This is a genomic window from Pusillimonas minor (assembly GCF_014237865.1).
Classification (GTDB): domain Bacteria; phylum Pseudomonadota; class Gammaproteobacteria; order Burkholderiales; family Burkholderiaceae_B; genus Neopusillimonas; species Neopusillimonas minor.
This window is the reverse complement of sequence record NZ_JACJUU010000014.1, coordinates 36,932-60,266: the sequence shown is the minus strand read 5'-3', so window position 1 is coordinate 60,266 and position 23,335 is coordinate 36,932. Positions and strand designations below refer to the sequence as shown.

At 57.5% G+C, this 23,335-nt stretch carries 25 protein-coding genes and 1 pseudogene; 15 read left to right on the top strand and 11 right to left on the bottom strand.

What is annotated here, in order from left to right; genetic code table 11:
* Positions 1-68 precede the first annotated feature (68 nt).
* A complete protein-coding gene (locus GTU67_RS13510) occupies positions 69-1,229 on the bottom strand; it encodes an exonuclease domain-containing protein (protein WP_221893379.1) in 1,161 nt (386 codons plus the stop codon).
* A gap of 203 nt (positions 1,230-1,432) precedes the next feature.
* Between GTU67_RS13510 and dctP the strand changes: the two genes are divergently transcribed.
* From dctP to GTU67_RS13495, 3 genes are read left to right on the top strand one after another with little or no spacing between them, the layout of a single operon-like run.
* Positions 1,433-2,404: a TRAP transporter substrate-binding protein DctP gene (dctP, locus tag GTU67_RS13505; RefSeq protein ID WP_185780578.1), complete on the top strand. Its 972-nt coding sequence runs from the start codon at positions 1,433-1,435 to the stop codon at positions 2,402-2,404.
* 30 nt (positions 2,405-2,434) lie between these two features.
* Positions 2,435-2,944 carry a TRAP transporter small permease gene (locus tag GTU67_RS13500; protein ID WP_185780577.1) on the top strand — a complete coding sequence of 170 codons (510 nt, stop codon included), beginning with the start codon at positions 2,435-2,437 and terminating at the stop codon, positions 2,942-2,944.
* 12 nt (positions 2,945-2,956) lie between these two features.
* Positions 2,957-4,276 carry a TRAP transporter large permease gene (locus GTU67_RS13495; RefSeq protein WP_185780576.1) on the top strand — a complete coding sequence of 440 codons (1,320 nt, stop codon included), beginning with the start codon at positions 2,957-2,959 and terminating at the stop codon, positions 4,274-4,276.
* A gap of 16 nt (positions 4,277-4,292) precedes the next feature.
* On the opposite strand, the gene GTU67_RS13490 is transcribed toward GTU67_RS13495, so the two are convergent.
* Entirely contained in the window at positions 4,293-4,826 is a 534-nt protein-coding gene (locus GTU67_RS13490; protein WP_185780575.1) for a 2,4'-dihydroxyacetophenone dioxygenase family protein, read from the bottom strand.
* A gap of 157 nt (positions 4,827-4,983) precedes the next feature.
* Here GTU67_RS13490 and GTU67_RS13485 point away from each other — a divergent pair, with 157 nt between their 5' ends.
* The gene (locus GTU67_RS13485; RefSeq protein WP_185780574.1) at positions 4,984-5,955 is read left to right on the top strand and encodes a helix-turn-helix domain-containing protein; all 972 of its coding nucleotides are present in this window, start codon (positions 4,984-4,986) and stop codon (positions 5,953-5,955) included.
* Positions 5,956-5,979: 24 nt separating this feature from the next.
* On the top strand, positions 5,980-6,771 hold the full coding sequence (locus GTU67_RS13480) for a complex I NDUFA9 subunit family protein (RefSeq protein WP_185780573.1): 792 nt from the start codon (positions 5,980-5,982) through the stop codon (positions 6,769-6,771).
* Here GTU67_RS13480 and GTU67_RS13475 read toward each other — a convergent pair.
* Positions 6,669-6,923: pseudogene (locus tag GTU67_RS13475) on the bottom strand (PLP-dependent transferase); the annotation flags it as partial. The gene GTU67_RS13480 and the pseudogene GTU67_RS13475 overlap by 103 nt on opposite strands.
* 201 nt (positions 6,924-7,124) lie before the next feature.
* Here GTU67_RS13475 and GTU67_RS13470 point away from each other — a divergent pair.
* Both GTU67_RS13470 and GTU67_RS13465 read left to right on the top strand, forming a co-directional pair.
* Positions 7,125-9,728 carry an AsmA family protein gene (locus GTU67_RS13470; RefSeq protein ID WP_185780572.1) on the top strand — a complete coding sequence of 868 codons (2,604 nt, stop codon included), beginning with the start codon at positions 7,125-7,127 and terminating at the stop codon, positions 9,726-9,728.
* Positions 9,725-10,114 carry an MOSC N-terminal beta barrel domain-containing protein gene (locus GTU67_RS13465; RefSeq protein ID WP_185780571.1) on the top strand — a complete coding sequence of 130 codons (390 nt, stop codon included), beginning with the start codon at positions 9,725-9,727 and terminating at the stop codon, positions 10,112-10,114. The genes GTU67_RS13470 and GTU67_RS13465 overlap by 4 nt, the downstream gene beginning before the upstream one ends.
* A gap of 40 nt (positions 10,115-10,154) precedes the next feature.
* Here GTU67_RS13465 and GTU67_RS13460 read toward each other — a convergent pair whose 3' ends face one another.
* The 3 genes from GTU67_RS13460 to rsmD all read right to left on the bottom strand — a co-directional run bounded on the left by GTU67_RS13460 (position 10,155) and on the right by rsmD (position 11,648).
* Entirely contained in the window at positions 10,155-10,415 is a 261-nt protein-coding gene (locus tag GTU67_RS13460) for a YfhL family 4Fe-4S dicluster ferredoxin (protein ID WP_185780570.1), read from the bottom strand.
* Positions 10,416-10,438: 23 nt separating this feature from the next.
* A complete protein-coding gene (coaD, locus tag GTU67_RS13455; RefSeq protein ID WP_093969634.1) occupies positions 10,439-10,969 on the bottom strand; it encodes a pantetheine-phosphate adenylyltransferase in 531 nt (176 codons plus the stop codon).
* 109 nt (positions 10,970-11,078) lie between these two features.
* Entirely contained in the window at positions 11,079-11,648 is a 570-nt protein-coding gene (gene rsmD, locus GTU67_RS13450; RefSeq protein WP_185780569.1) for a 16S rRNA (guanine(966)-N(2))-methyltransferase RsmD, read from the bottom strand.
* Positions 11,649-11,914: 266 nt separating this feature from the next.
* Here rsmD and ftsY point away from each other — a divergent pair, with 266 nt between their 5' ends.
* The gene (gene ftsY / locus GTU67_RS13445; RefSeq protein WP_185780586.1) at positions 11,915-13,087 is read left to right on the top strand and encodes a signal recognition particle-docking protein FtsY; all 1,173 of its coding nucleotides are present in this window, start codon (positions 11,915-11,917) and stop codon (positions 13,085-13,087) included.
* 81 nt (positions 13,088-13,168) lie between these two features.
* Here the strand turns inward: ftsY and GTU67_RS13440 are convergent, their stop codons facing one another.
* The gene (locus tag GTU67_RS13440; protein ID WP_185780568.1) at positions 13,169-14,716 is read right to left on the bottom strand and encodes a CYTH and CHAD domain-containing protein; all 1,548 of its coding nucleotides are present in this window, start codon (positions 14,714-14,716) and stop codon (positions 13,169-13,171) included.
* Positions 14,717-14,883: 167 nt separating this feature from the next.
* On the opposite strand from GTU67_RS13440, the gene ribBA reads away from it, so the two are divergent.
* From ribBA to GTU67_RS13410, 6 genes are all read left to right on the top strand, one after another.
* Complete coding sequence (gene ribBA, locus GTU67_RS13435; protein ID WP_185780567.1) at positions 14,884-16,044, top strand: bifunctional 3,4-dihydroxy-2-butanone-4-phosphate synthase/GTP cyclohydrolase II; 1,161 nt, start codon at positions 14,884-14,886, stop codon at positions 16,042-16,044.
* A gap of 13 nt (positions 16,045-16,057) precedes the next feature.
* A complete protein-coding gene (gene ribH, locus GTU67_RS13430; protein ID WP_185780566.1) occupies positions 16,058-16,564 on the top strand; it encodes a 6,7-dimethyl-8-ribityllumazine synthase in 507 nt (168 codons plus the stop codon).
* Positions 16,542-17,048 (top strand): transcription antitermination factor NusB, encoded by a 507-nt coding sequence (nusB, locus tag GTU67_RS13425; protein ID WP_249417719.1) that lies wholly within the window; start codon positions 16,542-16,544, stop codon positions 17,046-17,048. The genes ribH and nusB overlap by 23 nt, the downstream gene beginning before the upstream one ends.
* A 27-nt stretch (positions 17,049-17,075) precedes the next feature.
* Positions 17,076-18,044, top strand: a complete 969-nt coding sequence (gene thiL / locus GTU67_RS13420) for a thiamine-phosphate kinase (protein ID WP_185780564.1) — start codon at positions 17,076-17,078, stop codon at positions 18,042-18,044.
* Positions 18,045-18,184: 140 nt separating this feature from the next.
* On the top strand, positions 18,185-18,655 hold the full coding sequence (locus GTU67_RS13415; protein ID WP_249417722.1) for a phosphatidylglycerophosphatase A family protein: 471 nt from the start codon (positions 18,185-18,187) through the stop codon (positions 18,653-18,655).
* Positions 18,652-19,197 (top strand): CinA family protein, encoded by a 546-nt coding sequence (locus GTU67_RS13410; protein ID WP_185780562.1) that lies wholly within the window; start codon positions 18,652-18,654, stop codon positions 19,195-19,197. The genes GTU67_RS13415 and GTU67_RS13410 overlap by 4 nt, the downstream gene beginning before the upstream one ends.
* Here GTU67_RS13410 and pyrF read toward each other — a convergent pair.
* The 4 genes from pyrF to groES form a co-directional block, all read right to left on the bottom strand.
* Positions 19,181-19,996, bottom strand: a complete 816-nt coding sequence (gene pyrF, locus GTU67_RS13405) for an orotidine-5'-phosphate decarboxylase (protein WP_185780561.1) — start codon at positions 19,994-19,996, stop codon at positions 19,181-19,183. The two genes, GTU67_RS13410 and pyrF, sit on opposite strands and share 17 nt — an antisense overlap.
* 22 nt (positions 19,997-20,018) lie before the next feature.
* A complete protein-coding gene (locus GTU67_RS13400) occupies positions 20,019-20,408 on the bottom strand; it encodes a diacylglycerol kinase (RefSeq protein ID WP_185780560.1) in 390 nt (129 codons plus the stop codon).
* 88 nt (positions 20,409-20,496) lie between these two features.
* The gene (gene groL / locus GTU67_RS13395; protein ID WP_185780559.1) at positions 20,497-22,143 is read right to left on the bottom strand and encodes a chaperonin GroEL; all 1,647 of its coding nucleotides are present in this window, start codon (positions 22,141-22,143) and stop codon (positions 20,497-20,499) included.
* Between the two features lie 34 nt (positions 22,144-22,177).
* Positions 22,178-22,465: a co-chaperone GroES gene (groES, locus tag GTU67_RS13390; protein ID WP_123661440.1), complete on the bottom strand. Its 288-nt coding sequence runs from the start codon at positions 22,463-22,465 to the stop codon at positions 22,178-22,180.
* Between the two features lie 406 nt (positions 22,466-22,871).
* On the opposite strand from groES, the gene GTU67_RS13385 reads away from it, so the two are divergent.
* A complete protein-coding gene (locus GTU67_RS13385; RefSeq protein WP_185780558.1) occupies positions 22,872-23,327 on the top strand; it encodes a hypothetical protein in 456 nt (151 codons plus the stop codon).
* Positions 23,328-23,335 lie beyond the last annotated feature (8 nt).

Below are 23,335 nucleotides of genomic sequence, written 5' to 3'. Positions count from 1 at the left end.
GCCTGCCGTTGGCGACGACCGTCGATGAAATTGAAGCATTGTTGCCGTGGAATACCCATGACCAAGATTTAGCCATGAATCTGGCCGCCTTGGAATAATGGGGGAAATGGATCAATTACGCAACACGCGCCGCGGCAGCGCTTTAGCTGTCGGGCAAAGCAGGGTTTGCCTTCAGCGCCTTTTTCAAGGCCCAGCACCACCGGGCAAAGGCCGGCCTCTTTCACAATAGCGTTCAGTGTTTTTTTGGCTTCGGCGCCCGAGTTGAACAGTCCAAACAAGTTGGGCTGGCGCCCTGGGTCAAGGTCTCGGCCATACACCAGACGGGGGGCATGTTGGTCGCCGCTTTCGACAGGTACCAGCCACGAGCATAGTTCCCGGTTGCGACGCAATTGCCGGTTAAGGGTGGGTTGCAGTGTCTTGACCAGTCGCGCTTCGGTAATCAGTGCATCAATTTCGCCGGCACATTCTTGCCACTCAATACGTCGCGCTTGTTGCGACAAGGTCAGTTCTTTGGCTATAGCATGGTCGGCCGAGAAGTGCGACAACACACGCTGACGTAGCCGGTTGGCCTTGCCCACGTAAATGGGCAAGTCGTTTTCACCGTAAAACAAGTACACGCCATGGCGATCGGGGATGCTGTCGACCAGGTTGGGGTCGATATGGCTGGGCAGTGCCGGGCGAGCCAGCAAAGCTTTGCGTACCGCATCCAGATGCTCCGCCGTAAATTGCGCTTCGGTCAGGCGCCAGAAATCAAAAATGGCTTGCGCATCGCCCAGCGCGCGGTGGCGTTGGCTAACCTCAAGGCCGTGGCGCTCAATCAGGGCGTCGAGGTTGTGTTTGTGATGCTGTGGGAAGAGGCGGCGCGAATACTTTACGGTGCAAAGCACCTGTGCCCGAAAATCAATACCGACACGGCGAAACTCGTTTTTTAAGAACGCGTAGTCAAAGCGCGCGTTGTGAGCAATGAAAACATGTCCTTGCAGCCGGGCGGCCAAATCGTGGGCGATGTCTGCAAAACGCGGGGCGCTCGCAACCATGGCGTTATCGATGCCCGTTATCGATGTGATTAATTCTGGAATACGGGTTTCGGGGTTGACCAGTTGCGACCAGGTAGTGGCGTCAACACCGTCCCAGGTAATCACGGCAACCTCGGTCACCCGATCTCGGGTCGCAGTTGCACCGGTTGTTTCTATGTCGACAAAAGCAAGGGGGCGGGTAAGGGCGGGCATATCAGTCGCAGGCGGTGTGCGCACATGATAGTGGCAGATGTCTTCAGAAACTGTATTTTTGCCCGAATTTAACGTGACAATGTTTTGCAACAAGACAGCCGGCCTTACTTTTCACTTCATGGGGCTACCCCTAGTGTTCATTTGTCATGCAGTGTGCAAGACTCGAGAAAACACTCAAAGTCGTAAAGACACAGGAGACAAACATGAAACTACTCAACAAGCTTGCGGCCGCATTGGCTGTAGGTATGCTGTTCAGTGCGGCACCTGTCGCCGCCCAAGAAGTCACGCTACGCGCGGTTACTGCATTCCAGCCCGGGTCCACCGTGGCGCGGCCCTTCGAACGCTTCGTTGAGAAAGTCAATGCCGAGGGTAAAGGCCTGGTAAAAATCAACCTTATTGGTGGCCCGTCGGCTATTCCACCCTTTGAAATCGGCAACGCGGTTTCTGCCGGAGTGGTCGATATGGCGTTCGTGACCACGGCGTTTTATTCCAACCTTCTGCCCGAAGGCGATGCCCTCAAGTTGTCAGACTACACCATGCAAGAGCTGCGTAAAAACGGCGGCTGGGAACTGATCAACGAGCTGCACAATAAAAAAATGAATACATGGTACCTGGCGCGTACCGGCGACGGTGTTCCGTTCCATTTGTATGTCAACAAGCCCGTCACCAAGGCCGACTTGTCTGGTTTAACGCTGCGCGTTACGCCGGTTTACCGCGCCTTCTTCGAGGCCCTCAACGGCTACAGTATTCAAACGCCGCCCTCCGAGGTCTACACCACACTTGAACGCGGTGTGGCCGACGGCTACGGCTGGCCCATCCAGGGCATTCTCGATCTGGGTTGGCACGAAGTCACCAAAGCACGCGTCGACCCGGGCTTTTATAACGTCGATGTCAACGTTCTGCTCAATCTCGACAAATGGAAGGGCTTAAACGACGACCAGCGCGCCTTCCTGAACAAAATGGCCGAATGGCTCGAGTCAATCAACGCCGAAAACGCCGCCATCAATGCCGAAGAGGTCAAGAAGCAGGCCGCCGCAGGCATGACGGTTTACACCCTTGAAGGCGCCGAACGTGAAAAGTGGCTTAACACGGCCCGCGAAGCCGGCTGGGCCCAGGTCATGAAGGTTGCCCCCGACTCAGCACCGCGCCTGCGCGAAAAGCTCAGTAAAAACTAATCGCGTTTCAACGTAAAAAACAAAAAATATATGTCGTCTCCGCACATTGTTGGCCAGGCCTATAACGCAGTGGTTACAGGTCTGGCCATTATTTCGGGTGCCATTTTTGGTTTGATGGCGGTGTTTATTGGCGCCGATGTCTTCATGCGCAACGTCACCGGTGCCGGCCTGGCCTGGGTCATCGAACTCATGGAATATGCCATCTATGTGGCTACGGTGTTTGCTGCGCCCTGGGTGTTGCGCGAAGGGGCGCACGTCAGTGTCGACATTATCACTTCGACCTTGCCCAGAAGCGCGGCGCGTTGGGTGGGGGTGGTTGCGGCTCTACTGGGTAGCGCCATTTGTTTTATTGTTTTTTACTACAGTGCACTGGCGACCTGGCGTGCCTTCGAGCGAGGCAGCCTGGTGTACAAATCGTTCACGGTACCCGAGTGGCTCGTGACCTTTTTCGTGCCGTTTGGCATGTTCTTCATGGTCATCGAGTTTTTATTGTTGGTCAAAGCCCGGCTTGGCCGGAATGCTGTCATCGATTCCCGCTAACCGGACTGCACTATGGATTGGACCTCTGCTTTAGCTTTGCTTGTCGGTGCGCTGGCGTTTTTTCTGTTGTTGGGCTTGCCGGTAGCCGTCACCTTTTTTGGTGTCAATGTTATTGGCGCCATTGTGTTTTTAAATGGTGAAATTGGCCTGGTGCAAATGACGCGAAATGTCGTCACAGCCATTACCAATTACAACCTCGCGCCCATTCCGCTGTTCATTTTAATGGGCGAAATCCTCCTGCATTCGGGTATGGCTTTCAAGGCCATCGACGCCATCGAGCGCCTGATCACGCGGGTGCCTGGCCGCATGGCCGTAGTGTCCGTTGTGGCGGGTACGGTGTTTTCCACGCTGTCGGGTTCTACCATTGCCAATACCGCCATGCTGGGTCGCTCGCTCATGCCCGAAATGCTGCGGCGCGGCTATCACCCCACGCTGTCTATGGGGCCCATTATGGCCACGGGCGCCATTGCCATGCTTATTCCGCCGTCGGCCTTGGCCGTACTGGTCGGTAGCCTGGCCGGTATCTCTATTTCGCGGCTGCTCATGGCGGGTATCATCCCGGCCCTGATCATGGCCGTCCTGTTCTTTGGCTATATCGTCTTGCGCGCCAAAATGCGGCCGCAAGATGCTCCCGCCGACGACCCGGTGCAGCGCACCATGTCCGAGCGCTGGATGCCGTTTCTTATTTACGTAGTGCCGCTGTCGGGTATTTTGGTGGTTGTGGTGGGTTCACTGCTGGCCGGTATTGCCACGCCCACCGAGTCAGCCGCGCTGGGCGTCATTGCCTCGTTTGTGGCCGCAGCCTGCTATCGCTGCCTTAACCTTAAGGTCATCAAAGACACTCTGTCCGAAACGGCCAAAACCAGCACCATGATTCTGTTCATCATCATGGCGTCAACCACGTTCAGCCAGATCCTGGCGTTTTCGGGGGCCACCAGCGGGATGGTCAGCCTGATCACCAGCGCCGGCGCCGACCCGTTCATGGTCGTGCTCATGATGATGCTGATTTTGCTGGTGTTGGGCTGCTTCATCGACCAGGTCAGCATGGTCATGATTACCGTGCCGCTGTTTATCCCGGTAGCCAATGCGCTGAGCATCGACCTGGTCTGGCTTGGTGTTATTTATCTCATCACCATGGAGATGGGCTTTTTAACGCCGCCATTCGGCCTGCTGCTGTTCGTGATGAAGGGCATTGCGCCGCCCGAAATCGGTATTACAACGGTGTACAAGGCCGCCATGCCTTTTATCATCATCGAAATGGGCGTGTTGCTGGCGGTCTTGTTTTTCCCCGAAATCGGCCTGTGGTTGCCCAGCCTGATACAAAAAGGCTAGGCAACCAGGGCGGGTTTTAACGGTACAGGCTCTCGACATAGTCGGCACCAATGCCGACTTTCTCGTAGTGCGCTTTGCACAGGGCAATGTAGTCGTGCACATCAAAGTGGCCGGTCGAATTGCCTTCTTCGTCCAGCCAAATTAGCGGGCCTTTCACAATAAAAAACACGCGCATGGGGTCTTCGTGCTCGTGCGCAACCAGGGTGTGGCTCTCGCCGGGGGTTTCGTACACAAAGTCGCCGGCTCGGGCCACCCAGTCGTGTTCCAGGTAGCTCCATTGCCCCGAAATGGTGTAGGCAAATACTTCGTGCGGGTGGTAATGGCGGTTGACCAACCCAGGGGCATCGGCCCGCAATACATCTGCCCATTTGTTTTCCGAGGGAGAAATCCAGAGCGGCCGCGACGATACGGTTTCGCTGAACGGGACGTAATAACGCATGTCGTCTGTCGGCGCATTCTGGATGTAGGCTTCGGGTTTGGCGTCGGGCTTGAATACATCTTTGATGGGGGCGATGGAACGCCAGAATTCGTTGCCGCCAAGTTTGCTCATAAAAGTCTCCTGTGTTGTAAGTTGTGGGTGAGCGTTTGAAGTCATTCTAGCCACGGCTGTCCCGCTTTGGCTTTCGTCATTGCGACGAGGTGTTTTCTTGTGCCGGACAACAAGGTATGCTGATGTCCGGTTCGCGATATTTTTTCAGGCAGACGCCATGGATACCGCTTTTGTTCCTGTTTCTCATGCCAGTACCGAGGCTGTCCCGCCCGATCAACGCATCGAATACTGGGAAGCCCACAATGCCGCCGAACTGGTGGGGCTGCGTTGCTCCGACTACAGCCCGGCCGGGCTGTTTGTGGGCGAGCGCAATTTCGACCTGGGTGCCTTGCGTTTAAGCGATATTCGCGGCGCCGAGCACGTCATCGAGCGCCCGCGCCAAATGATTAAAACGCATCCCAAAGATGCCTTGTTTGCCAGTGTTTTGCTCGATGGCGCGGCATTCTTTTATCAGTCGGGCGCCTGTATTACGCTAAAGCCCGGCGACATCGTGGTCTATCCTACCGTCAGCCCTTATCTGTTCGGGTTCTCGCAGCCCGGTACACGACAAATTCTGGTCGATATCAGCGTCACCGAAGGGGGCGCAGCCGGTGTTTTTCAACGTCCTGCCGAACCGCTCAAAATCGATGCGCGCAGTTCACGGTTGTCGGGGGTCAGTCAGTCATTGCGCACCACCCTGGCGGGCTTTGTGCAGCAGCCCCTGGCGGGGCAGGCGCTGCATGTGGCCCAACGTATCCAGTTTTTGCTGGCCCAATTAATGGGGGTGCCCGACACCGCCTCCTTCCAGGCCAATGTCTTTGACGCGCGTTTTCACAAAGCCGACGCCTTTATTGCAAGGCATTTGTGCGATCCTCTCCTTGATGCTGCCGCGGTGGCGGCGCACTTGCACATGTCCGTGCGTACACTGAACCGGGTGTTTTCGGCACACAACACCACCGTTGCGCAGCGGGTGTGGTCGCAACGGTTGCAACTGGCCTGTACGCAATTAGAAGCGGACCCGGCCATCAGCATTGGTCAGGTTGCTCTGGGCTGTGGGTTCAGCACCCAGGCGCATTTCGCCAGCAGTTTTAAAGCGGCATTTGGTATGACGCCGTCCGAGTATCGGCGTCAGTTTTCGGTTGCATCGTAATTTTTAACGGCGGGGGCCTTTTGTATGCGTGTCTTGGTAACTGGCGGTACAGGTTTCATTGGGCAGCATCTGGTGGCGCGGCTGGTTGCCGAGGGGCACGAGGTCGTTGTCCCCACGCGTCGTTATGCGCATGGCCGCGATTTACTGCCCATGCCAACCGTCAATGTGTTGCAGGCCGACATTCACGACGATGCCGCTCTGGGGCGCCTGGTGTCTGGTTGCGATGCCGTGGTTAATTTAGTGGGTATTTTGCACAGCCGGCGCGGCCAGCCTTATGGCCCCGATTTTCGCCGAGCGCATGTCGATTTGCCCAAAAAAATTGCCAAGGCTTGTGTGGCGGCTCAAGTGCGCCATTTTGTGCACGTCAGTGCACTGGGGGCCAGCCCTTCGGGCACCAGTGGCTACGCCCGCTCAAAAGCCGATGGCGAAAAGGCCATCCGCGACGTTTACGCGGGGCAGGCCGACCTTTACTTCAGTATCTTGCAGCCATCGGTGGTGTTTGGCCCCGAAGACCAATTCATGAATTTGTTTGCCAAGTTGGCGCGCTGTATGCCGGTACTTGCGCTGGCCGGCGCACACGCCCGGCTTCAGCCGGTGTATGTCGGCGATGTCGTCAAAGCCGTCACAGCATGTTTGTCTAACCCAAAGTGTCGCAATAATACCTACGAGCTGGGTGGGCCGCAGGCCTACTCCCTGGCCGAACTGGTGGGTTTTGCTGCGCGCTGGTCGGGGCATCCCAGGCCCGCGACGCCGCCCTCCATGGCCGCAACACGTTCTTCCAGCACCGCGTTGGTGGGGTTCATGATGCGGGTGTAAATATTGCCGGGCACCTTCAGGTCGAACAGGTCGGCGCCGTGTTGGGTGCTGTCGAAGGCGTAAGACGTGGTCTGATAAATAGGTACGGCAACCGATTTTGTGGTTGGGTCGGGGCTGTAGCCGGCGTGTACGGCCAGAGTTTCAAGTTTCATGTGCGCTTGTCTCGTGGTTGGATATTGAAAATAGTTCTTTTAGACGGCCAAGCATATCAAAACATTGGTCATGCTTGGGCCTGCAATACAAAATTCCGCCATTGGGCGGGGCAAGCGTGAAATACGGTTGCACTTGGGTTAGCATTGAGCGTATTTGTCTATTTGCAGTGCCGGGCCTGGCCCGGGTTCCAAAGGCCTTAAATGAAAGTCTGGTTCAAACGTATTGTGGTTGGCGCTGTTGCGGTGTTTATTCTGGCACTGCTGGGGCTGGCTATTTTCCTGCTCACGTTCGACCCCAACGCTTATAAAAGTAAAGTCCAGGAACTGGTCGCCGAGCGCTATCAGCGCACGCTGGTCATTAACGGCGACATCTCTTTGTCATTGTTTCCGCGCATAGGCCTCAGCGTACAAGACGTCTCGGTGTCCGATCGCAACAGCACCACTGTCTTTGCTTCGGTTCAGCAGGCCCGTGTCGCCGTGGCCATTTGGCCGTTGTTGTCCAACAATCTGGTGGTCGACCACATCAGTGTCGAGGGCTTTCGTGCCTGGGTCACGCGCTCACCGCAAGGTGTATTCAATTTTCAAGACCTTATCGACGGCGTCGACAATGCCGGTTCAGCCCTGGCGGTTCCCGCGGTGGCAACGGTGGGCGTAATGGCGCCTGCTGGCGCCGAAGAGCGCAAAGTCGCACTCGACCCTCGCCTTACGCCCGAAAGCGCGCAGTTGCAAATTGATATTGCCGGTCTCGACCTGAAAGACGGCGAAGTGCATTTCAATGATGCCCAAAAAGGATATATGGGTCGGTTGCTCGGGGTTCAGCTGAGTACGGGCAGGGTTACGTTCGACCAACCCTTCGACGTTACCTTGCGTGGCAAGCTTGTGGGTGACAACCCCGTCGCCGACGCCAATATTCAGGGCCAGGCCTTGTTGCGACTCGACCCACTTAAAAAACAATATTCGGCCCAAAAGCTCAATGTTCAGGTCACCGGTTTGTTGGCCACGCTGCAGGCGCAGTCAATGACCTTGCAAGGCAACGTGGCTTACAGCGCGGTTAACAAGCATTTCGACGCTACGGGGCTGTCGGTGGCGCTGCAGGGCAAGGTACAAGGCCTTACGCCCGAGCAACCCGCTATTGACGGCCTGCAGGTGTCCTTGACTGCACCGCAGCTCAGGGTGGATCCCAGTCGTTCGTTGCTGCAGGTTCAGCGCCTTGCTGTCAGGGCCTCTGGCAAAATGCCCGCCGAATCTTTCGAGGTTGCCTTCGACGCGCCCGATTTGTCGGTATCGCCCGAAGCCGCCACTGGCGAAACTGTGGCAGGCACGTTAAAGGTGTCGGGCGAATCGGTCGCAGGGTTGGCCTTCGAAATGTCGGGTTTGGGCGGCAACTCGCAAGACCTTAATCTAAAAGAGCTTAAAGTCGACGGTACCGTCAAAAAGGCCGACCGTCTGATTCGCGTCAATTTGTCGTCGCCTGTGCGGTGGCGCGCAGCCGAGCAACTGCTTGGGCTTACGGCCATCAAGGGCGATGTAAAAATCAATGCCGAGGCATTAGGTGCAGCCGGTTTCGAATTCCCGCTTATTGGCAGCCTTCAGGCCAACCTTCAAAAGCAAGAAATCAACAGCGACCTGAATGCCGTCCTGAACGGCAACCCGTTAAGTTTTTCGACGCGTGTGGCAGGTTTCGATGCGCCTTCGGTACGGCTCAACTTGCAGGCCGACGAGCTCGATTTCGACAAGCTTTTCCCGGTGGTGCAGGCAGCCCCCAAAGCCGCGCCCGACGCGGCTGAGCCTACGCTCGAGGACAAGGCTGCTACCGAGCCCGCATCTTCGCCCACCGGCAATGCAGCCACACCGGCTGCCCCCGCCAAGCTAGATTTAACCGTTCTCGACACCATCGATCTTGTCGCCAATGCCAAAGTGGGCAAGTTGGTCGGGCGCGGCATCGAAGCCGACAATGTCGTATTCGATGCCAAGGCCCAAAAAGGCCGCCTCGACATCAGCCAGGTGTCGGCCAATCTTTACGGCGGCACCGCTTCTGGCAAGTTCAGTGTCACATCAAAAAATGTATTCGGTGCGCAGCTGAACCTGGCCGGGGTGTCGGTAGGGCCTTTGGTAGCCGCGGCCACAGGCCAAGATCGCCTGACGGGCAAAGGCACCCTTAAACTTAACCTGACAACGCGTGGCGATACCGTCGATGCCTTGCCGGCCGGTCTGGGGGGCTCGGTGCAGTTGGCGCTGCGTGATGGCGTTGTCAAAGGCTTCAACGTCCAGCAAACACTGGTGCAAATTTCCGAAGCATTAAGCCGTATTGGCAGCGGTCAAATCCCCGATCTGGGTGCTCAGTACGACCTTTCCCGCGAAACCCAGTTTACGTCGCTCGACGCCAATCTTAACTTCGAGAAGGGCGTGGGTACATTGCGTAAGCTCGCTGTCGAAGCCCCGTTGCTGCGTGTTTCGCAAGGGTCGCCGGCAACCATAAACCTGGTCAATAAAACGCTAGACGTGGTCTCGAACGTACGGGTGGTCAACACCACGCGGGGGCAGGGCGGGCCCGACCTCAGTCAACTGCAGGGGGTCACCGTGCCGGTGCGTGTACATGGTCCTTTCGCCGACATGAAATACGCTGTCGAATGGAAAGAAATCGGTGGCCGTGTTGCCAAGCAACTGCTCGAACGCGGGCTGATGAATCTGCTCGACAAACAAGCACCGGCGCCTTCAGGGGGCGCCCAGGCGTCACCGGCGCCACGGCCGGCCGACCCGGTCAAAGATCTGGGTAACACACTGAAGGGGTTGTTGGGCCGATGAGCACCATCAATGAATATTATCCGGTGGCCGGGTGTGCGCCACTCAACGATGTCGATGCCGCCCCGTACCATTTACGGTGGGCAATTACTGACGATGCCGGTCAAATTTTGCTGGCAGACCACTGCAAGATGCTGACCGAAATTTCGGTCACGCTTAGTTTCGGGTACTTGGTAATGCGCGCGCCGGGTATGCTGCGTATGGATATCCCGCTTGATGTCATTGAGGACGACGAGAGCGTTGTGCGTCAGGCGCATTTGGGGCAGCAGCCGGTCAGGGTCGTCGACGAAGGTGATCTGGCCGCGGCTTGGGTGTCTAATTTTTTAGGGCAAAAGTCGCGTCTGGTGAAAATCCATCCCGATGCGCCGGCCTTGCGCTGGCCCGAATAAGCTTGTCTGCTACATCACGCTTTAAACGGGTAAACGGTTGTCAGGCTGGGTCGGCGCTGCCTGTCAGTAAGCGGTAACGGGCCATCAGCTCGTCGTGCGTTTCATGTTTTTCGGGGTGGATTTCTATACATTCAACCGGGCACACCACGACGCATTGCGGCTCATCGAAATGACCGACACACTCGGTACACTTCGATGGGTCGATTTCGTAGATGTGCTCGCCCATGTATATGGCCTGGTTAGGGCACTGGGGCTCGCACACATCGCAATTGATGCATTCGTCGGTAATATGCAGTGCCATAGCTGCGGGCCCGGTTGCAGGGCTTAAGCCTGCTTTTGCTGTTCGAGCTGCGCTGCAGCTTGTGCCGCTTCGCGATGGGCTGCGGCTTTGGTGTGCAGCCAGCGCTCGACAGACGGGAACACAAATTTGCTGACGTCGCCGCCCAAAATGGCAATTTCGCGCACGATCGTGCCCGAAATAAACTGGTACTGATCGGACGGTGTCATGAACAGGGTCTCGACTTCGGGCAGCAAATGGCGATTCATTCCGGCCATCTGAAACTCGTATTCGAAGTCTGAAACGGCGCGCAAACCACGCACAATGACGCGTGCGTTTTGTTCGCGGACAAAATCTTTCAGCAGCCCGGCAAAGCTTTTGACTTCGACGTTGGGGTAGTGTCCAAGCACTTCCTGGGCAATTTCAAGCCGCTCGTCGATGGTAAAAAATGGCTTTTTAGCCTGGCTGTGGGCAACGCCAACAACCAGGTGGTCGAACAGGCTGGCAGCACGCCGGACCAGATCCTCGTGACCGCGGGTCAGTGGGTCGAATGTTCCGGGGTAGACGGCAGTAATCATAGGGTTCCCGAGAGAGTCAGAAGTATAGGTTTTTAAATGACTGCGACGGTTCTTTTGTGTATGGCGGGCAGTTGTAAAGCCCCGTTTCCGGATTAGTTTAACTCAGTGGTTACGGTTTTTCTTGCGCCGCAGCAATTTTAAGCAGCAGGTAGTGTACAAGGCCGGCCTTTCCTTCGCGCAACACTTCAAAGGCGGGCGGCGGGGTAATGGGCGCCTCGGCTTCGACATAAACGTATCCGTCGGGCGTCAGCACCAAGGGTAGCAGTGGCCATATTTTTTCAAGCCAGCCCTGGTTAAACGGGGGGTCGAGTAAAACCAGATCGAATGGGTTGGCGGTGCGCTCCAGCACATGCATGGCATCGCCCGGAAACATCCGGACCCGGTCGGCCTTAAGCTTGGTGCGCAAGGCCCGAAGGGCGGCAACTGCTTTCGGGTTCTGTTCGACCATTTGCACATGGGCCGCGCCCCGCGATGCGGCCTCGAAGCCCAGCGCGCCGGTGCCGGCAAAAAGGTCAAGCACGTTTTTGTCGGTGAACTGACCGCCCCACAAGTGCGTGAGCCAGTTAAAAAGGGTTTCGCGAACGCGGTCGGGGGTGGGGCGAAGGCCGGGCGCGTCGATCACGGGGATTGGAGTCCGCCGGTATTCACCGCCTACAATACGGACATTGTGTTTTTTCATACTGTGCAGTTTGCTCGTGGCCAGAGGCTGTCTGGCAATTGATATAGGTTAGTGTAAAGCGTATGTTCAGTTTCTTTAAACGAAAAAAATCGTCCGACGCCCCAGATCAGGTGACGGCACCCGAGGCGAAAGACGAGGTCGGACAAGCGGGTACGCCCGAGGTCGGGCAAACGTCGCAAAAGGCAGACGTTGTGCGCGACGAGCCGGTGCTAGCCGATGGCCATGCCGTAGCAGCCCCTGGGGCGATACAAGACGCCGGCACGCCAATGTCCGATACGACGCCCACCGAAGCTGCGGCCGATGCGCCATCGCCATCGCCGTCGTCATCGCCATTGTCGCAACCGACGACGCATGCCATAACCAAAAATCCCGATGTCCGTCCTGAGCCGTTGGGTGAGCACCCGGTCCCCGAGACTCGCGCAGAATTACCCCAGGCCCGCGCAGAAACCTTCGAGACTCAGCCGGCCGCACTTAAGCCGGCAGATGCCCCAATCCCTGCAGCGCCGCCGGCCGAACCCGCTGCGCCCGCCAAAATGTCCTGGATGGCCCGTCTCAAGCAAGGGTTGTCGAAAACAGGGCAATCGTTGGGCGGGTTGTTTGTCGGGGTCAAAGTCGACGAGAACCTATTCGAAGAACTGGAAACCGCGCTTATTATGGCCGACGCGGGCGTCGAGGCCACCAATCATTTGTTGACTGCATTGCGCACCAAAGTGCGAAAAGACCGCCTGACCGATGCCGAGCAGGTTAAAGCCGCGCTGCGCGATATATTGGCCGAGCATTTGCGCCCGCTCGAAAAGAACTTCCCGATCGATGCCGCCAAACCTTTGATCGTCATGATTGCCGGGGTTAACGGCGCCGGCAAAACGACGTCGATTGGCAAGTTGGCGAATACTTTTCAGCAACAGGGTAAAAGCGTGTTGCTGGCAGCCGGCGATACTTTCCGTGCAGCTGCGCGCGAACAACTGATTGCCTGGGGCGCACGCAATAATGTGACCGTCATTTCGCAAGAAGGGGGCGACCCGGCTGCCGTGGCATTTGACGCCGTTAATGCAGGGCGCGCACGGGGCGCAGACGTGGTGATGGTGGATACGGCGGGCCGTTTGCCTACCCAGTTGCACCTGATGGAAGAGCTCAAGAAAATACGTCGGGTCATTGGCAAGGCCGATGGCAACGCGCCGCACGAGGTGTTGTTGGTGGTCGACGGCAACACTGGCCAAAATGCCATTGCGCAAATTCGCGCCTTCGATGCGGCCATTAACCTTACCGGCCTGGTCGTGACCAAGCTCGATGGCACAGCCAAGGGCGGCACCCTGGCTGCTGTGGCTGCAGGTAGTCAGGGCGTGCGGCCTGTGCCGGTGTACTGGATCGGGGTTGGCGAGGGGATCGAAGATTTGCAGCCCTTCGTGGCCGCAGAGTTTGCCGCAGCACTGCTCGACTAGCAGCAGCTAATATGTCAGCTGGCCAAGGGTACCTTGGCCGGCCCGACCAGCAGGTGTTAGCTAAACGCTGCAGTCTAAGTTTTAACGGGTTTTAATGGCGCCGGCCTTGGCCAACTGCTTGAACAGCGTCTGGGCTTGCAAACGTTTTTGCGCTTGCGCGCCTCGCAGCCACCCAATGGCAAACCACGCCTGGGGCTGCTTTTCTGTCATTGGCTCGTAGAACATTTCGGCGGTGTACAGGTCGTTCAGGTCGCCCAGCTCTTCTTGTACCAATTCCAACACCTTGCGCAAGCCGCCCACATTGCTTTTTACCAGCAGGTCATTCGAAAAATCCAGGCAGTAGCGCAGGCTTTTAACTTCTTTGCGCAGGTCGTGCTGGGCCTCGATGGACAGCTCGTTAAATTTGCTGCCTTTCTTCCCGATTTTTTTCAGCCAGTCGTTCAGCCGTTTGATCAACTGCGGCTTGACCGGCTCGGTCGAGGACGCCGCACTGGTTTTTTGCCATTGGTCGCCCAGTTGCACCACGTGGCTCATCAGGTCGATGAGGGCAGCTTGAAGTTCGGGGTTGGCGGCAACAACCGATGGCTTGGGCCCGCGTGCCGATTGCCGCGGCATGCGCAAGTCGGGCAGGCCAGCCAGCTTTAATTGGGGGTGAACAACAAGGGCTACAACATCACCGTCGCGTGCCATGCCTAACTGGTCGAACGCAGCGCGCAGCACTTTAAGGCTGGTGTCGGGCAATGGGGGCAGCCACCCGTTAAACAGCTTCAGGCACGACCTTAGCCGGCGAATACCTACCCGAAGCTGGTGGGTGTATTCAATGTGCAGGCCCTGATTGGCATGGTGGGTATCAACGCCCGCGGCAAACGCGGTGTTCTGGATGATTTGCGCCAGGCATTCGTTAAGACACGCCAGATAAGCCTGGGTGGCGTCGACTTTGGGTTTGAGGGCTACCGCGCCAGCCTTGCGGGCGCGAAACAGTTGCCCGGCGTTGGGGTTGGCGACCGTGGCCACCACGGTTTGCCCGGCGGCGTCGGTGGTTGTTGTCAGGGCCAGGCCGGCCAGGGCATCGCCCCGTTCGGCCTTCGACCTGATGTCAAGAATCAGGCTGTGCTTTTCGGCCCATTCGCGCGCCAGTGCAAACATGTACTGGATGTCGCCCGATACGTGTTCGAACTCGACTTCACTGATGGGCAGTTCGAGCTCGCCGGCAAAAAGCGCGCCCTGGTCGTAGGCGATTTCGATGCTGCCGGCTGGCCCTTCTTGCATTAAAACCAGTCGCGTAACGCGCGTCTCGTAGCGCAGGCACAGCGGGCTTTGCAAATTGGCGAACAGCGGTTCAAGCGCCGTGCCGGTGTACAGTGAAAGGTCTAGCTCGGGGGCACTGCGCAGGTGGTTCAGTTCGATGCGGGACAACGGGTCGGCACCCGGCGCTTTTATGGTCTGTACCCAGCGACGGCCTTCTTTGCGCAGCCTAAGGGCGATACCGGCGCGGGCCAGTTCACGCGATGGCGTGTCGAAATACCGGGCCTGCAGCGTGACCCGTTTCGCTTTTGCCGCGCGTAAATGTCGGCTAATGCCTGTCTTGGCCGAATCAGGAACATGCAGTTTGATTTCGCGTTCTGTCATGATGGGGTGCGGGCAGCCGTTATCTCAGTCAAACGCTGATCATACCTGCCGTACACGGTTGTTTGTATGACAAGAATCAACAATGCTACCGTTCTGCTGCACTGCACGATCGAATCGCGCGCGCGTACGCGCTAAAATGGGCGTCAACTACAACTGAGCATGATGTCATGACCGAAACGATTTCAGCCGGCCAAACCCTCCAGCCGGCCGGTATTTCCCCTGTTACAGAAATCATCGCCGAATTGCGCGAAGGCCGTATGGTCATTCTGGTCGACGAAGAAGATCGCGAAAACGAAGGCGACCTCGTTCTTGCGGCCGACTTCGTTACCCCCGAGGCCATCAATTTTATGGTTACGCACGCGCGCGGGCTGGTATGCCTGACGCTCACCGAAGAGCGTTGCCGGCAACTCGATCTGCCGCTTATGGCCTCCCGGAACGGGGCGCGGTTTGGCACCAATTTCACCATGTCCATCGAAGCCGCAGAGGGCGTCGAAACGGGTATCTCGGCAGCCGACCGGGCACGCACCATTCAGGTCGCTGTCGCCAAAGATGCCCGCCCGTCCGACGTCGTGCAGCCCGGCCATATCTTCCCGGTGCAGGCAGTGCGTGGGGGCGTGCTGGTACGTGCCGGGCACACCGAAGCAGGTTGCGACCTGACCGCATTGGCGGGTTTAACCCCGGCTGCAGTCATCTGCGAAATCCTCAAACCCGATGGCACCATGGCGCGTTTGCCCGACCTGCAAATTTTTGCCGCGCAACACAATCTTAAAATCGGCACCATCGAAGACCTCATCCAGTATCGCTCCGAGCACGAATCCATGATCGAGCGGGTGGGCGAGCGCAACATGAGCACGCCCTGGGGCGAATTCCGCGCCGTCGCGTATCGCGACAAGGCCTCGGGGGCGGCGCATCTGGCGCTAACCCACGGCACTATTTCCCACGACATCGAAACCCTGGTGCGCGTCCACGAACCCACCACGCTTATCGATGTCCTGTCCGAAGACGCCTCCGCCCACAGCTGGACGGTCGCCCGTGCGCTGCGCACCATTCAGGCTGCACCCAGCGGGGTCATGGTGTTTCTAAATTGCGAGGGTTCGGTCAGTCATCTATTCGAACAGGCACAGGCCTGGGGCAAGCCGCCGGCGCCCCGTAAAAGTGCCGAGGGCAGTCGCTTCGATCTGCTAACGTACGGCATTGGTGCGCAAATTCTGCGCGACCTCAGCGTGGGTAAAGCCAAATTGTTGGCCCGGCCCCGAAAAATGCCCAGCATGGCGGGCTTTTCCTTAACCATTACCGGTTACCATACCGAACCCGATTCCAACGCCTGAAAGGATCCTGCACATGACTCCCTACACACTGTTTCCCGATATGAACGGGGAAGGTTTACACATTGGCGTGGTCCGAGCCCGCTTTAACGAAAACATCGGCATGGCCGAGCTCGAGGCTTGCCTGGCCGAACTGGCCGAACTGGGCGTCGACGAGCGCGACGTTATGGTCGTTACCGTGCCCGGCGCCCTCGAACTGGGCATCACGCTGGCCAAAATGGCCGAAACCTACGAATTCGACGCCCTGATCGCTCTGGGTGCCGTGATTCGCGGTGAAACCTACCACTTCGAACTGGTCAGTAACGAAAGCGGCACCGCCATCACACGTGTGGCTCTCGAAACCGGTATTCCCGTGATCAACGGCGTGCTGACCACCGAAACCGACGAGCAGGCCGAAGTTCGTGCCGCCGACAAGGGCCGCGATTGCGCCCGTGCTGCGGTCGAAATGGCCAACCTGGTTGCCGCCCTCGAGCCCGAAGCCGACGATGACGACTACGAGGATGAAGATCTTGACGAAGAGTAAAGCGTCCAACAACGCGGGCGCAGCCCGCGCCAATGCGCGTAGCGCGCGCCGCCGTGCGCGCGAGTTCGCGCTGCAGGGCGTTTATGCCTGGCTGCTGCGTGGCGACGAAGGTTTGCAAGATGCAGGCGCCATCGACGCCCACATCCGCGACAACGACGAGTTCCCCGAGGCCGATGCCGCGTGGTTCAAAACCTTGCTGCACGGTGTGCTGCGCGAGGCCCCCGCTTTGCGCGAGGGCTTTACGCCCTTCATCGACCGCCCCCTCGAAGAGCTTTCACCTATTGAACACGGTATTTTGCTAATTGGCAGCTACGAGCTCGTTCATCACGTCGAAGTTCCCTACAAAGTAGCCATCAACGAAGCCGTCGAACTGGCAAAATCGTTTGGTGGTACCGATGGCTTCAAGTTCGTCAATGGCGTACTCGACAAACTCGCGGCGCAAGTGCGCGCCACCGAGGTTCAGGCCGCGGCGCAGCGCGCCTGACGCGTCAGCCTTCGTCAACCCGGCATCATGGGCCGCGAATTCGATTTAATCGACCGCTACTTTTCCCGTAAAGTGCCGGCCGGCTACCTGGGCGGCGGCGACGACTGCGCGTTGGTGCCTGTCGCCCCAGGCATGCAGATGGCGGTCAGCACCGACCTGCTCATCGAAGGCCGGCACTTCTTTCCCGACGTATCTCCTTTTACTTTAGGCCACAAGGCGCTGGCGGTTAATTTGTCCGATCTGGCCGCCATGGGGGCCAAGCCCTTGGGCTGTGTGCTGGGCATCGCCATGCCGTCAATTAACGAAGCCTGGCTGGCGGAGTTTGCCAATGGCTTTTACGCCCTGGCCGATGCCGCGGCCTGCCCCTTGGTTGGGGGCGACACCACGGCGGCCGACACAATAACGCTGTGTGTGACTGTATTTGGCCAAGTTGACCCGGCCCTGGCGCTGCGCCGCAGTGCGGCGCAAGCAGGTGACGATATCTGGGTTACAGGGGTATTGGGTGGCCCGCATGTGGCGTTGCAGCTGTTGCAAGGTCGTGTGCCGCCTGGTTGCAACAATACGGCGGCCTTGCTGGCCCAAGTGCGCCCTGCACTCGAGCAGCCGTTACCGCCCATCGCGTTTTCGCAGGGGCTGCCCGGTCTTGCGCATGCCGCGCTCGACATCTCCGACGGCCTCCTTCAAGACCTGGGGCATATTCTTAAGGCCAGCCGCTGCGGCGCGCAGTTGTTTTACGACAGTCTGCCCGTCGACCCGGCCCTGGCCGGGGTATCGCAGGCGTGGCAAGAAGAGGCCGTGCTGGGCGGTGGCGATGTCTACCAGTTATGCTTTACGGCCCCCGTATCCTCGCGTAACGCCATTCAGGCACTTGCTCATCAACATAGTGTTCTGGCCACACGTGTCGGTTCCATCGTGCCGCAGGCAGGCCAATTAAGCGTCACGCGCAACAATGGCCAGGTTGTGTCGGTGGCGCAGCAGGGCTTTCAGCATTTTTAACACCGGCGCCAACGGCTGTCGCAGCTTTCAAGGTTGTCATGTCAATTCAAAATAACAACGAACCCCCCGTTTCTGCGGCTCAAGCATCCGATGTTTCCGGCGTTTCCGGTAGTGCACCCATCCAGCCTTCTGTGGGCTGGATGCTGCGCTCGCCGGCACGGGTAGTGGCATTTGGCCTGGGCAGCGGATTGATACGGCCGGCGCCGGGCACATGGGGCACGCTGGCGGGCTGGCTGGTCTGGGTTGTGGTGTTGTCCCGGTTGTCCGATACCGGGGTGGCTGTTGCGCTGGCGGTGTCATTTGCCTATGGTTGCCTGGTTTGCCATCGGGTCGGCAAAGACCTTGGGCGCCCCGATCACGGGGGGATGGTCTGGGACGAAATGGTCGCGTTCTGGCTGGTGCTTTGGTTTACGCCCGACACGCTTTGGGCCCAAGCCCTTGCATTTGGCTTGTTCCGGTTGTTCGACATCGTCAAGCCGCCGCCCATCCGCTATTTTGACGCTCGACTCAAGAACGGCTTCGGCGTAATGTGGGACGATATCGTTGCCGCGCTGTATGCGCTATTAGTGCTAGCCGTTTTGCAACGCGTGGGTTTGTTGGGGGTTTTATGAGCATTCGGTACACAGAAATACACGAGACCATTATCGGGTTGGGTGATGGCGCCCAAAATAATGCACGTTTGCTGGGCGAATGCTTGCAGGCACAAGGCTGGATGCTGGCTTGTGCCGAATCGTGCACGGGCGGCCTGCTGGCGGCAACCATCACTGATATTGCCGGTTCCAGCCAGTGGTTCGAGCGTGGGTTTGTCACCTACAGCAACGATGCCAAAGTGGCTCACCTGGGCGTGGCGCCCGACACCCTCGATCGCTTTGGCGCCGTCAGCGAAGAGACCGCCATGGAAATGGCCGCAGGCGTGCTGGCCTCGGTGCCGGCTGCGCATTTTGCAGTGTCCACAACGGGTATTGCGGGCCCGGGGGGCGGCACTGCCGGCAAGCCGGTTGGCATGGTGTGTTTTGGTTTTGCACACCGTGTTAAAGACGGCGTTTCAACTCAGTCCGTTACCCGGGTGTTCGAAGGTGATCGTCGCCAGGTCAGGCAGGCGGCGGTTCAGTTTGCCCTGGCAACCAGTATCCAGCTTATTTCGCCGCGTTAATTGCGTTGCGGGTGTCAAGCGCGGCCTTGGCGGCGGCTTCACGCCAGTCATCGCCGTTGCTGGCATACAAAATGGCCCGCGACGAATTAATCATCATGCCCAGCCCTGCGCTGTTTTTGCCTGCGGCTACTGTACCGCCAATGTCACCACCCTGCGCGCCAATGCCTGGAATCAGCAAGGGCATATCGCCCACACGTTCGCGTACTTTGGCAATTTCGTTCGGGAACGTGGCCCCTACCACCAAAGCGCACTGACCATTTTTGTTCCATCGGTTGGCGACCAGGCTGGCCACATGAAGATACAGCGGTTCGCCGTTGCCGACGTCAAGAAACTGCAGGTCAGAACCGCCCTTGTTCGAGGTTCGGCACAAAATAATTACGCCTTTTTCTTCCCAGGCCAGATAGGGCTCGACCGAGTCAAAGCCCATATAGGGGTTGACGGTTACTGCATCGGCCCGGTAGCGCTCGAAGGCTTCAGCGGCGTACTGTTCGGCCGTTGAGCCGATATCGCCGCGTTTAGCGTCGAGTACCAGCGGCAAATGCGGGTACGCCGTGCGCAAGTAGTCACACAGCGCTTCAAGCTGGTCTTCGGCCCGTTGAGCGGCAAAGTAGGCAATTTGAGGCTTGATGCCGCAGACATAAGGTGCCGTGGCATCGATCACCCCTTTGCAAAATTCATAGATGGCATCGGGCTTGCCTTTGAGTTCGGCCGGAAAGCGCTGGGGGTCGGGGTCAAGCCCCACCATCAGCATCGAGTCGGCGTGTGTCCAGGCGTGTTCCAGTTTTTCAGTGAATTTCATGACGACAATACAAAAGGGGTGTTTACGGTAGCAGGTGGCTGACGATAACCATGAACCAGATTAATACGGCCAACGCAATAGACAGCAAGACAGCTGCGCTGGCCAGGTCTTTGGCTCGGCCGATAAGCGGGTGGTGGTCGAGCGTGATGGTGTCGGCAAGCGCCTCGATTGCCGAGTTTAGAAGCTCGATAATCAGTACAAAAAACAGGGCGCCGATAAGCAGTGCACGTTCGGCCAGGGTGTCGCCCAGCCAGATGGCGGCGGGTACCAGCAAAATAAACGCAAACAACTCTTGGCGGAAGGCGGCCTCGTGCACCAGGGCGGCCCGAAAGCCTTGTGCGGAGTAACGCAGGGCGTTACCCAGGCGCCGCATGCCGCCTTTGCTTTTATAGGGTGAGTTTGCGTGATTCATACCGTATTGTAGTCAAGTCTGCCCACGAAAAAGCCCCCGCATTACTGCGGGGGCTTTGCTGGAAAGACCAGGTACTACAGGGGCTTGATTAGAAGCCGCCCATACCACCCATGCCGCCCATGCCACCCATGTCGGGCATTGCAGGTGCGGGTTTGTCTTCAGGCAGTTCTGCAACAGCAGCTTCTGTGGTCAGCAACAGCGATGCGACCGAAGCAGCGTTTTGCAGGGCAGTGCGGGTGACCTTGGTGGGGTCAAGAACGCCTTGCTCTACCAGGTCGCCGTACTCGCCAGTGGCAGCGTTGTAACCGTAGTTGCCCGAACCGGCAGCAACGTTGTTAACAACAACACTGGGCTCGTCGCCGGCGTTGGCAACGATTGTGCGCAGCGGCGCTTCGATGGCACGCAGGATCAGCTTGATGCCGGCTTCCTGGTCGATGTTGTCGCCTTTAACAGCAGCAACAGCAGCTTTGGCACGGATCAGGGCAACACCGCCGCCAGGAACGATACCTTCTTCGACAGCAGCGCGAGTGGCGTGCAGCGCGTCTTCAACGCGTGCTTTCTTCTCTTTCATTTCGACTTCGGTGGCAGCGCCTACGCGAATAACGGCAACACCGCCAGCCAGCTTGGCAACGCGCTCTTGCAGTTTTTCACGGTCGTAGTCGGAAGTAGCTTCTTCGATTTGAACGCGGATTTGCTTGACGCGTGCTTCGATCGATTTGCTGTCGCCAGCACCGTCGATGATGGTGGTGTTTTCTTTGGCCACTTCGATGCGCTTGGCTTGACCCAGGTCGTCGAGGGTAGCGTTTTCGAGCGAACCGCCGGTTTCTTCGGAGATAACAGTACCGCCAGTAAGAATGGCGATGTCTTCGAGCATGGCTTTACGACGGTCGCCGAAGCCAGGGGCCTTGACGGCTGTTGTCTTGAGGATGCCGCGGATGTTGTTGACCACCAGTGTTGCCAGAGCTTCGCCTTCGACGTCTTCGGCGATGATCAGCAGCGGACGGCTGGACTTGGCAACCTGTTCGAGAACGGGCAGCAGATCACGGATGTTGCTGATTTTCTTGTCGTAAATCAGGACATACGGATCGTCAAGAACAGCAGCTTGCTTTTCTTGGGTGTTGATGAAGTAGGGCGACAGGTAGCCGCGGTCAAATTGCATACCTTCGACGACGTCCAGCTCGTTGTCAAGCGATTTGCCGTCTTCGACGGTAATCACGCCTTCTTTGCCTACTTTGTCCATTGCGTCGGCAATGATTTGGCCGATGGAGGCGTCGCTGTTAGCCGAAATCGAGCCAACCTGGGCGATTTCTTTGCTGGTGGTGCAGGGCTTGGACAGCTTCTGCAGCTCGGCGATAGCGGCGGTGACGGCTTTGTCGATACCGCGCTTCAGGTCCATGGGGTTGATGCCGGCGGTAACGTACTTGATACCTTCTTCAACAATAGACTGAGCCAGAACTGTTGCAGTAGTGGTACCGTCACCGGCGTTGTCAGAAGTTTTGGAAGCAACTTCTTTAACCAGCTGCGCACCAATGTTTTCGAACTTGTCTTTCAGTTCGATTTCTTTAGCAACCGATACACCGTCTTTGGTGACGGTGGGGGCGCCGAAAGAGCGCTCGAGTACAACGTTGCGGCCTTTGGGGCCCAATGTGGTTTTAACGGCGTTGGCCAGAACGTTTACGCCGCGCACAATGCGCGAACGGGCGTCGTCGCCGAATTGAACTTGTTTAGCTGCCATGGTTTGATTCCTTGCTTGTTCTGTTCGTTGCTGATTACTGGATCACGGCGAGGATTTCGTCCTCGCGGATGACGAGCAGTTCTTCGCCATCGACCTTGACGGTTTGGCCGGCATATTTGCCGAAAAGGACCTTGTCGCCAGCCTTGACGTCAACGGGAAGGATCTTGCCGTCTTCTGTTTTCTTGCCGGGGCCGACTGCAATAACTTCGCCTTGATCAGGCTTTTCAGCGGCGCTTTCGGGGATAACGATGCCGGAGGCGGTTTTACGCTCGTTGTCCAGGCGTTTGACGATCACGCGATCGTGCAAAGGACGCAGTGCCATGAAGGTACTCCTCAGAAAATAATGAATGTAATCAATAATCGGGGGTGTTGTTAGCACTCTACCCCGTCGAGTGCTAATTATAAGGACGAACCTTCAGACTTCAAGAGGCGGGGTGTGTTTTGTTACATTTTCGCCAACTGTTGTCGGTTGTCGATTGCCACTGAGTTTGGAATTTACGTCATTGAGTTTGGAACTCATAGAAACGTGTAGATCTAAGCTGGGTGAAGCTTGCGTGCGTTTTCTTGGTTAGAAGCGCCCCGGCTTTCGTGGAGGCCAGTTGGTTTAAGTTAGACCTCGACAGCGCCCTTTTCAGTCAGTTGTCGATAATAATTTTCTTCCGCTTCTGCCGGTGGAATATACCCGATAGGCGCCAACAGTCGATGGTGGTTCGAATTGGAGTGAAAAATTGGAACGCACGAAATACCGACCTCCCAAAGAAGTAGCGCAAGAGCACCCCACGGGCTGTGGTATCGCTTGCGTAGCTAGTGTCACCGGAAATAGTTATAGCAAAGTGATGGACACAGCACAGAAGTTGGCTGAAACGCAGGAGATTTTCACAACCTGCCGAAAGAATGTTTTTTATATGAAGTCGCAAGGCTTACGTACATTATTGGCAAATTTTGGCATGCAGACCAAAAAGGCTCAGTACGTGGTCCACTGGAGCTCAGTACCTGATCTGGCGATCGTCGGTGTCAACTGCCGCGTACATAATGAGACCGACAAACGTTGGCATTGGATTGTCCACCACCGCGAGCCTGATGGTGAAGCGTCGCTGATGGATCCCAGCGCTAACCTTAAGAGTCACCGCCGACGCATTACCAAAAGCACAAGGCCCTATATTTTCATCGAGATTTACTGTTGAGCGAGTGA

Coding starts and splice junctions, on each gene's coding strand:
- GTU67_RS13440 (WP_185780568.1), bottom strand. CDS start 14,716: ATGACAGAACGCGAAATCAAACTGCATGTTCCTGATTCGGCCAAGACA.
- thiL (WP_185780564.1), top strand. CDS start 17,076: ATGGGCCGCGAATTCGATTTAATCGACCGCTACTTTTCCCGTAAAGTG.
- GTU67_RS13415 (WP_249417722.1), top strand. CDS start 18,185: ATGCTGCGCTCGCCGGCACGGGTAGTGGCATTTGGCCTGGGCAGCGGA.
- GTU67_RS13400 (WP_185780560.1), bottom strand. CDS start 20,408: ATGAATCACGCAAACTCACCCTATAAAAGCAAAGGCGGCATGCGGCGC.
- coaD (WP_093969634.1), bottom strand. CDS start 10,969: ATGATTACTGCCGTCTACCCCGGAACATTCGACCCACTGACCCGCGGT.
- GTU67_RS13490 (WP_185780575.1), bottom strand. CDS start 4,826: ATGAGCAAACTTGGCGGCAACGAATTCTGGCGTTCCATCGCCCCCATC.
- groL (WP_185780559.1), bottom strand. CDS start 22,143: ATGGCAGCTAAACAAGTTCAATTCGGCGACGACGCCCGTTCGCGCATT.
- nusB (WP_249417719.1), top strand. CDS start 16,542: ATGAAGATCTTGACGAAGAGTAAAGCGTCCAACAACGCGGGCGCAGCC.
- pyrF (WP_185780561.1), bottom strand. CDS start 19,996: ATGAAATTCACTGAAAAACTGGAACACGCCTGGACACACGCCGACTCG.
- GTU67_RS13465 (WP_185780571.1), top strand. CDS start 9,725: ATGAGCACCATCAATGAATATTATCCGGTGGCCGGGTGTGCGCCACTC.
- dctP (WP_185780578.1), top strand. CDS start 1,433: ATGAAACTACTCAACAAGCTTGCGGCCGCATTGGCTGTAGGTATGCTG.
- GTU67_RS13460 (WP_185780570.1), bottom strand. CDS start 10,415: ATGGCACTGCATATTACCGACGAATGCATCAATTGCGATGTGTGCGAG.
- GTU67_RS13495 (WP_185780576.1), top strand. CDS start 2,957: ATGGATTGGACCTCTGCTTTAGCTTTGCTTGTCGGTGCGCTGGCGTTT.
- GTU67_RS13470 (WP_185780572.1), top strand. CDS start 7,125: ATGAAAGTCTGGTTCAAACGTATTGTGGTTGGCGCTGTTGCGGTGTTT.
- GTU67_RS13410 (WP_185780562.1), top strand. CDS start 18,652: ATGAGCATTCGGTACACAGAAATACACGAGACCATTATCGGGTTGGGT.
- GTU67_RS13510 (WP_221893379.1), bottom strand. CDS start 1,229: ATGCCCGCCCTTACCCGCCCCCTTGCTTTTGTCGACATAGAAACAACC.
- ribBA (WP_185780567.1), top strand. CDS start 14,884: ATGACCGAAACGATTTCAGCCGGCCAAACCCTCCAGCCGGCCGGTATT.
- ribH (WP_185780566.1), top strand. CDS start 16,058: ATGACTCCCTACACACTGTTTCCCGATATGAACGGGGAAGGTTTACAC.
- rsmD (WP_185780569.1), bottom strand. CDS start 11,648: ATGAAAAAACACAATGTCCGTATTGTAGGCGGTGAATACCGGCGGACT.
- GTU67_RS13485 (WP_185780574.1), top strand. CDS start 4,984: ATGGATACCGCTTTTGTTCCTGTTTCTCATGCCAGTACCGAGGCTGTC.
- groES (WP_123661440.1), bottom strand. CDS start 22,465: ATGGCACTGCGTCCTTTGCACGATCGCGTGATCGTCAAACGCCTGGAC.
- ftsY (WP_185780586.1), top strand. CDS start 11,915: ATGTCCGATACGACGCCCACCGAAGCTGCGGCCGATGCGCCATCGCCA.
- GTU67_RS13480 (WP_185780573.1), top strand. CDS start 5,980: ATGCGTGTCTTGGTAACTGGCGGTACAGGTTTCATTGGGCAGCATCTG.
- GTU67_RS13500 (WP_185780577.1), top strand. CDS start 2,435: ATGTCGTCTCCGCACATTGTTGGCCAGGCCTATAACGCAGTGGTTACA.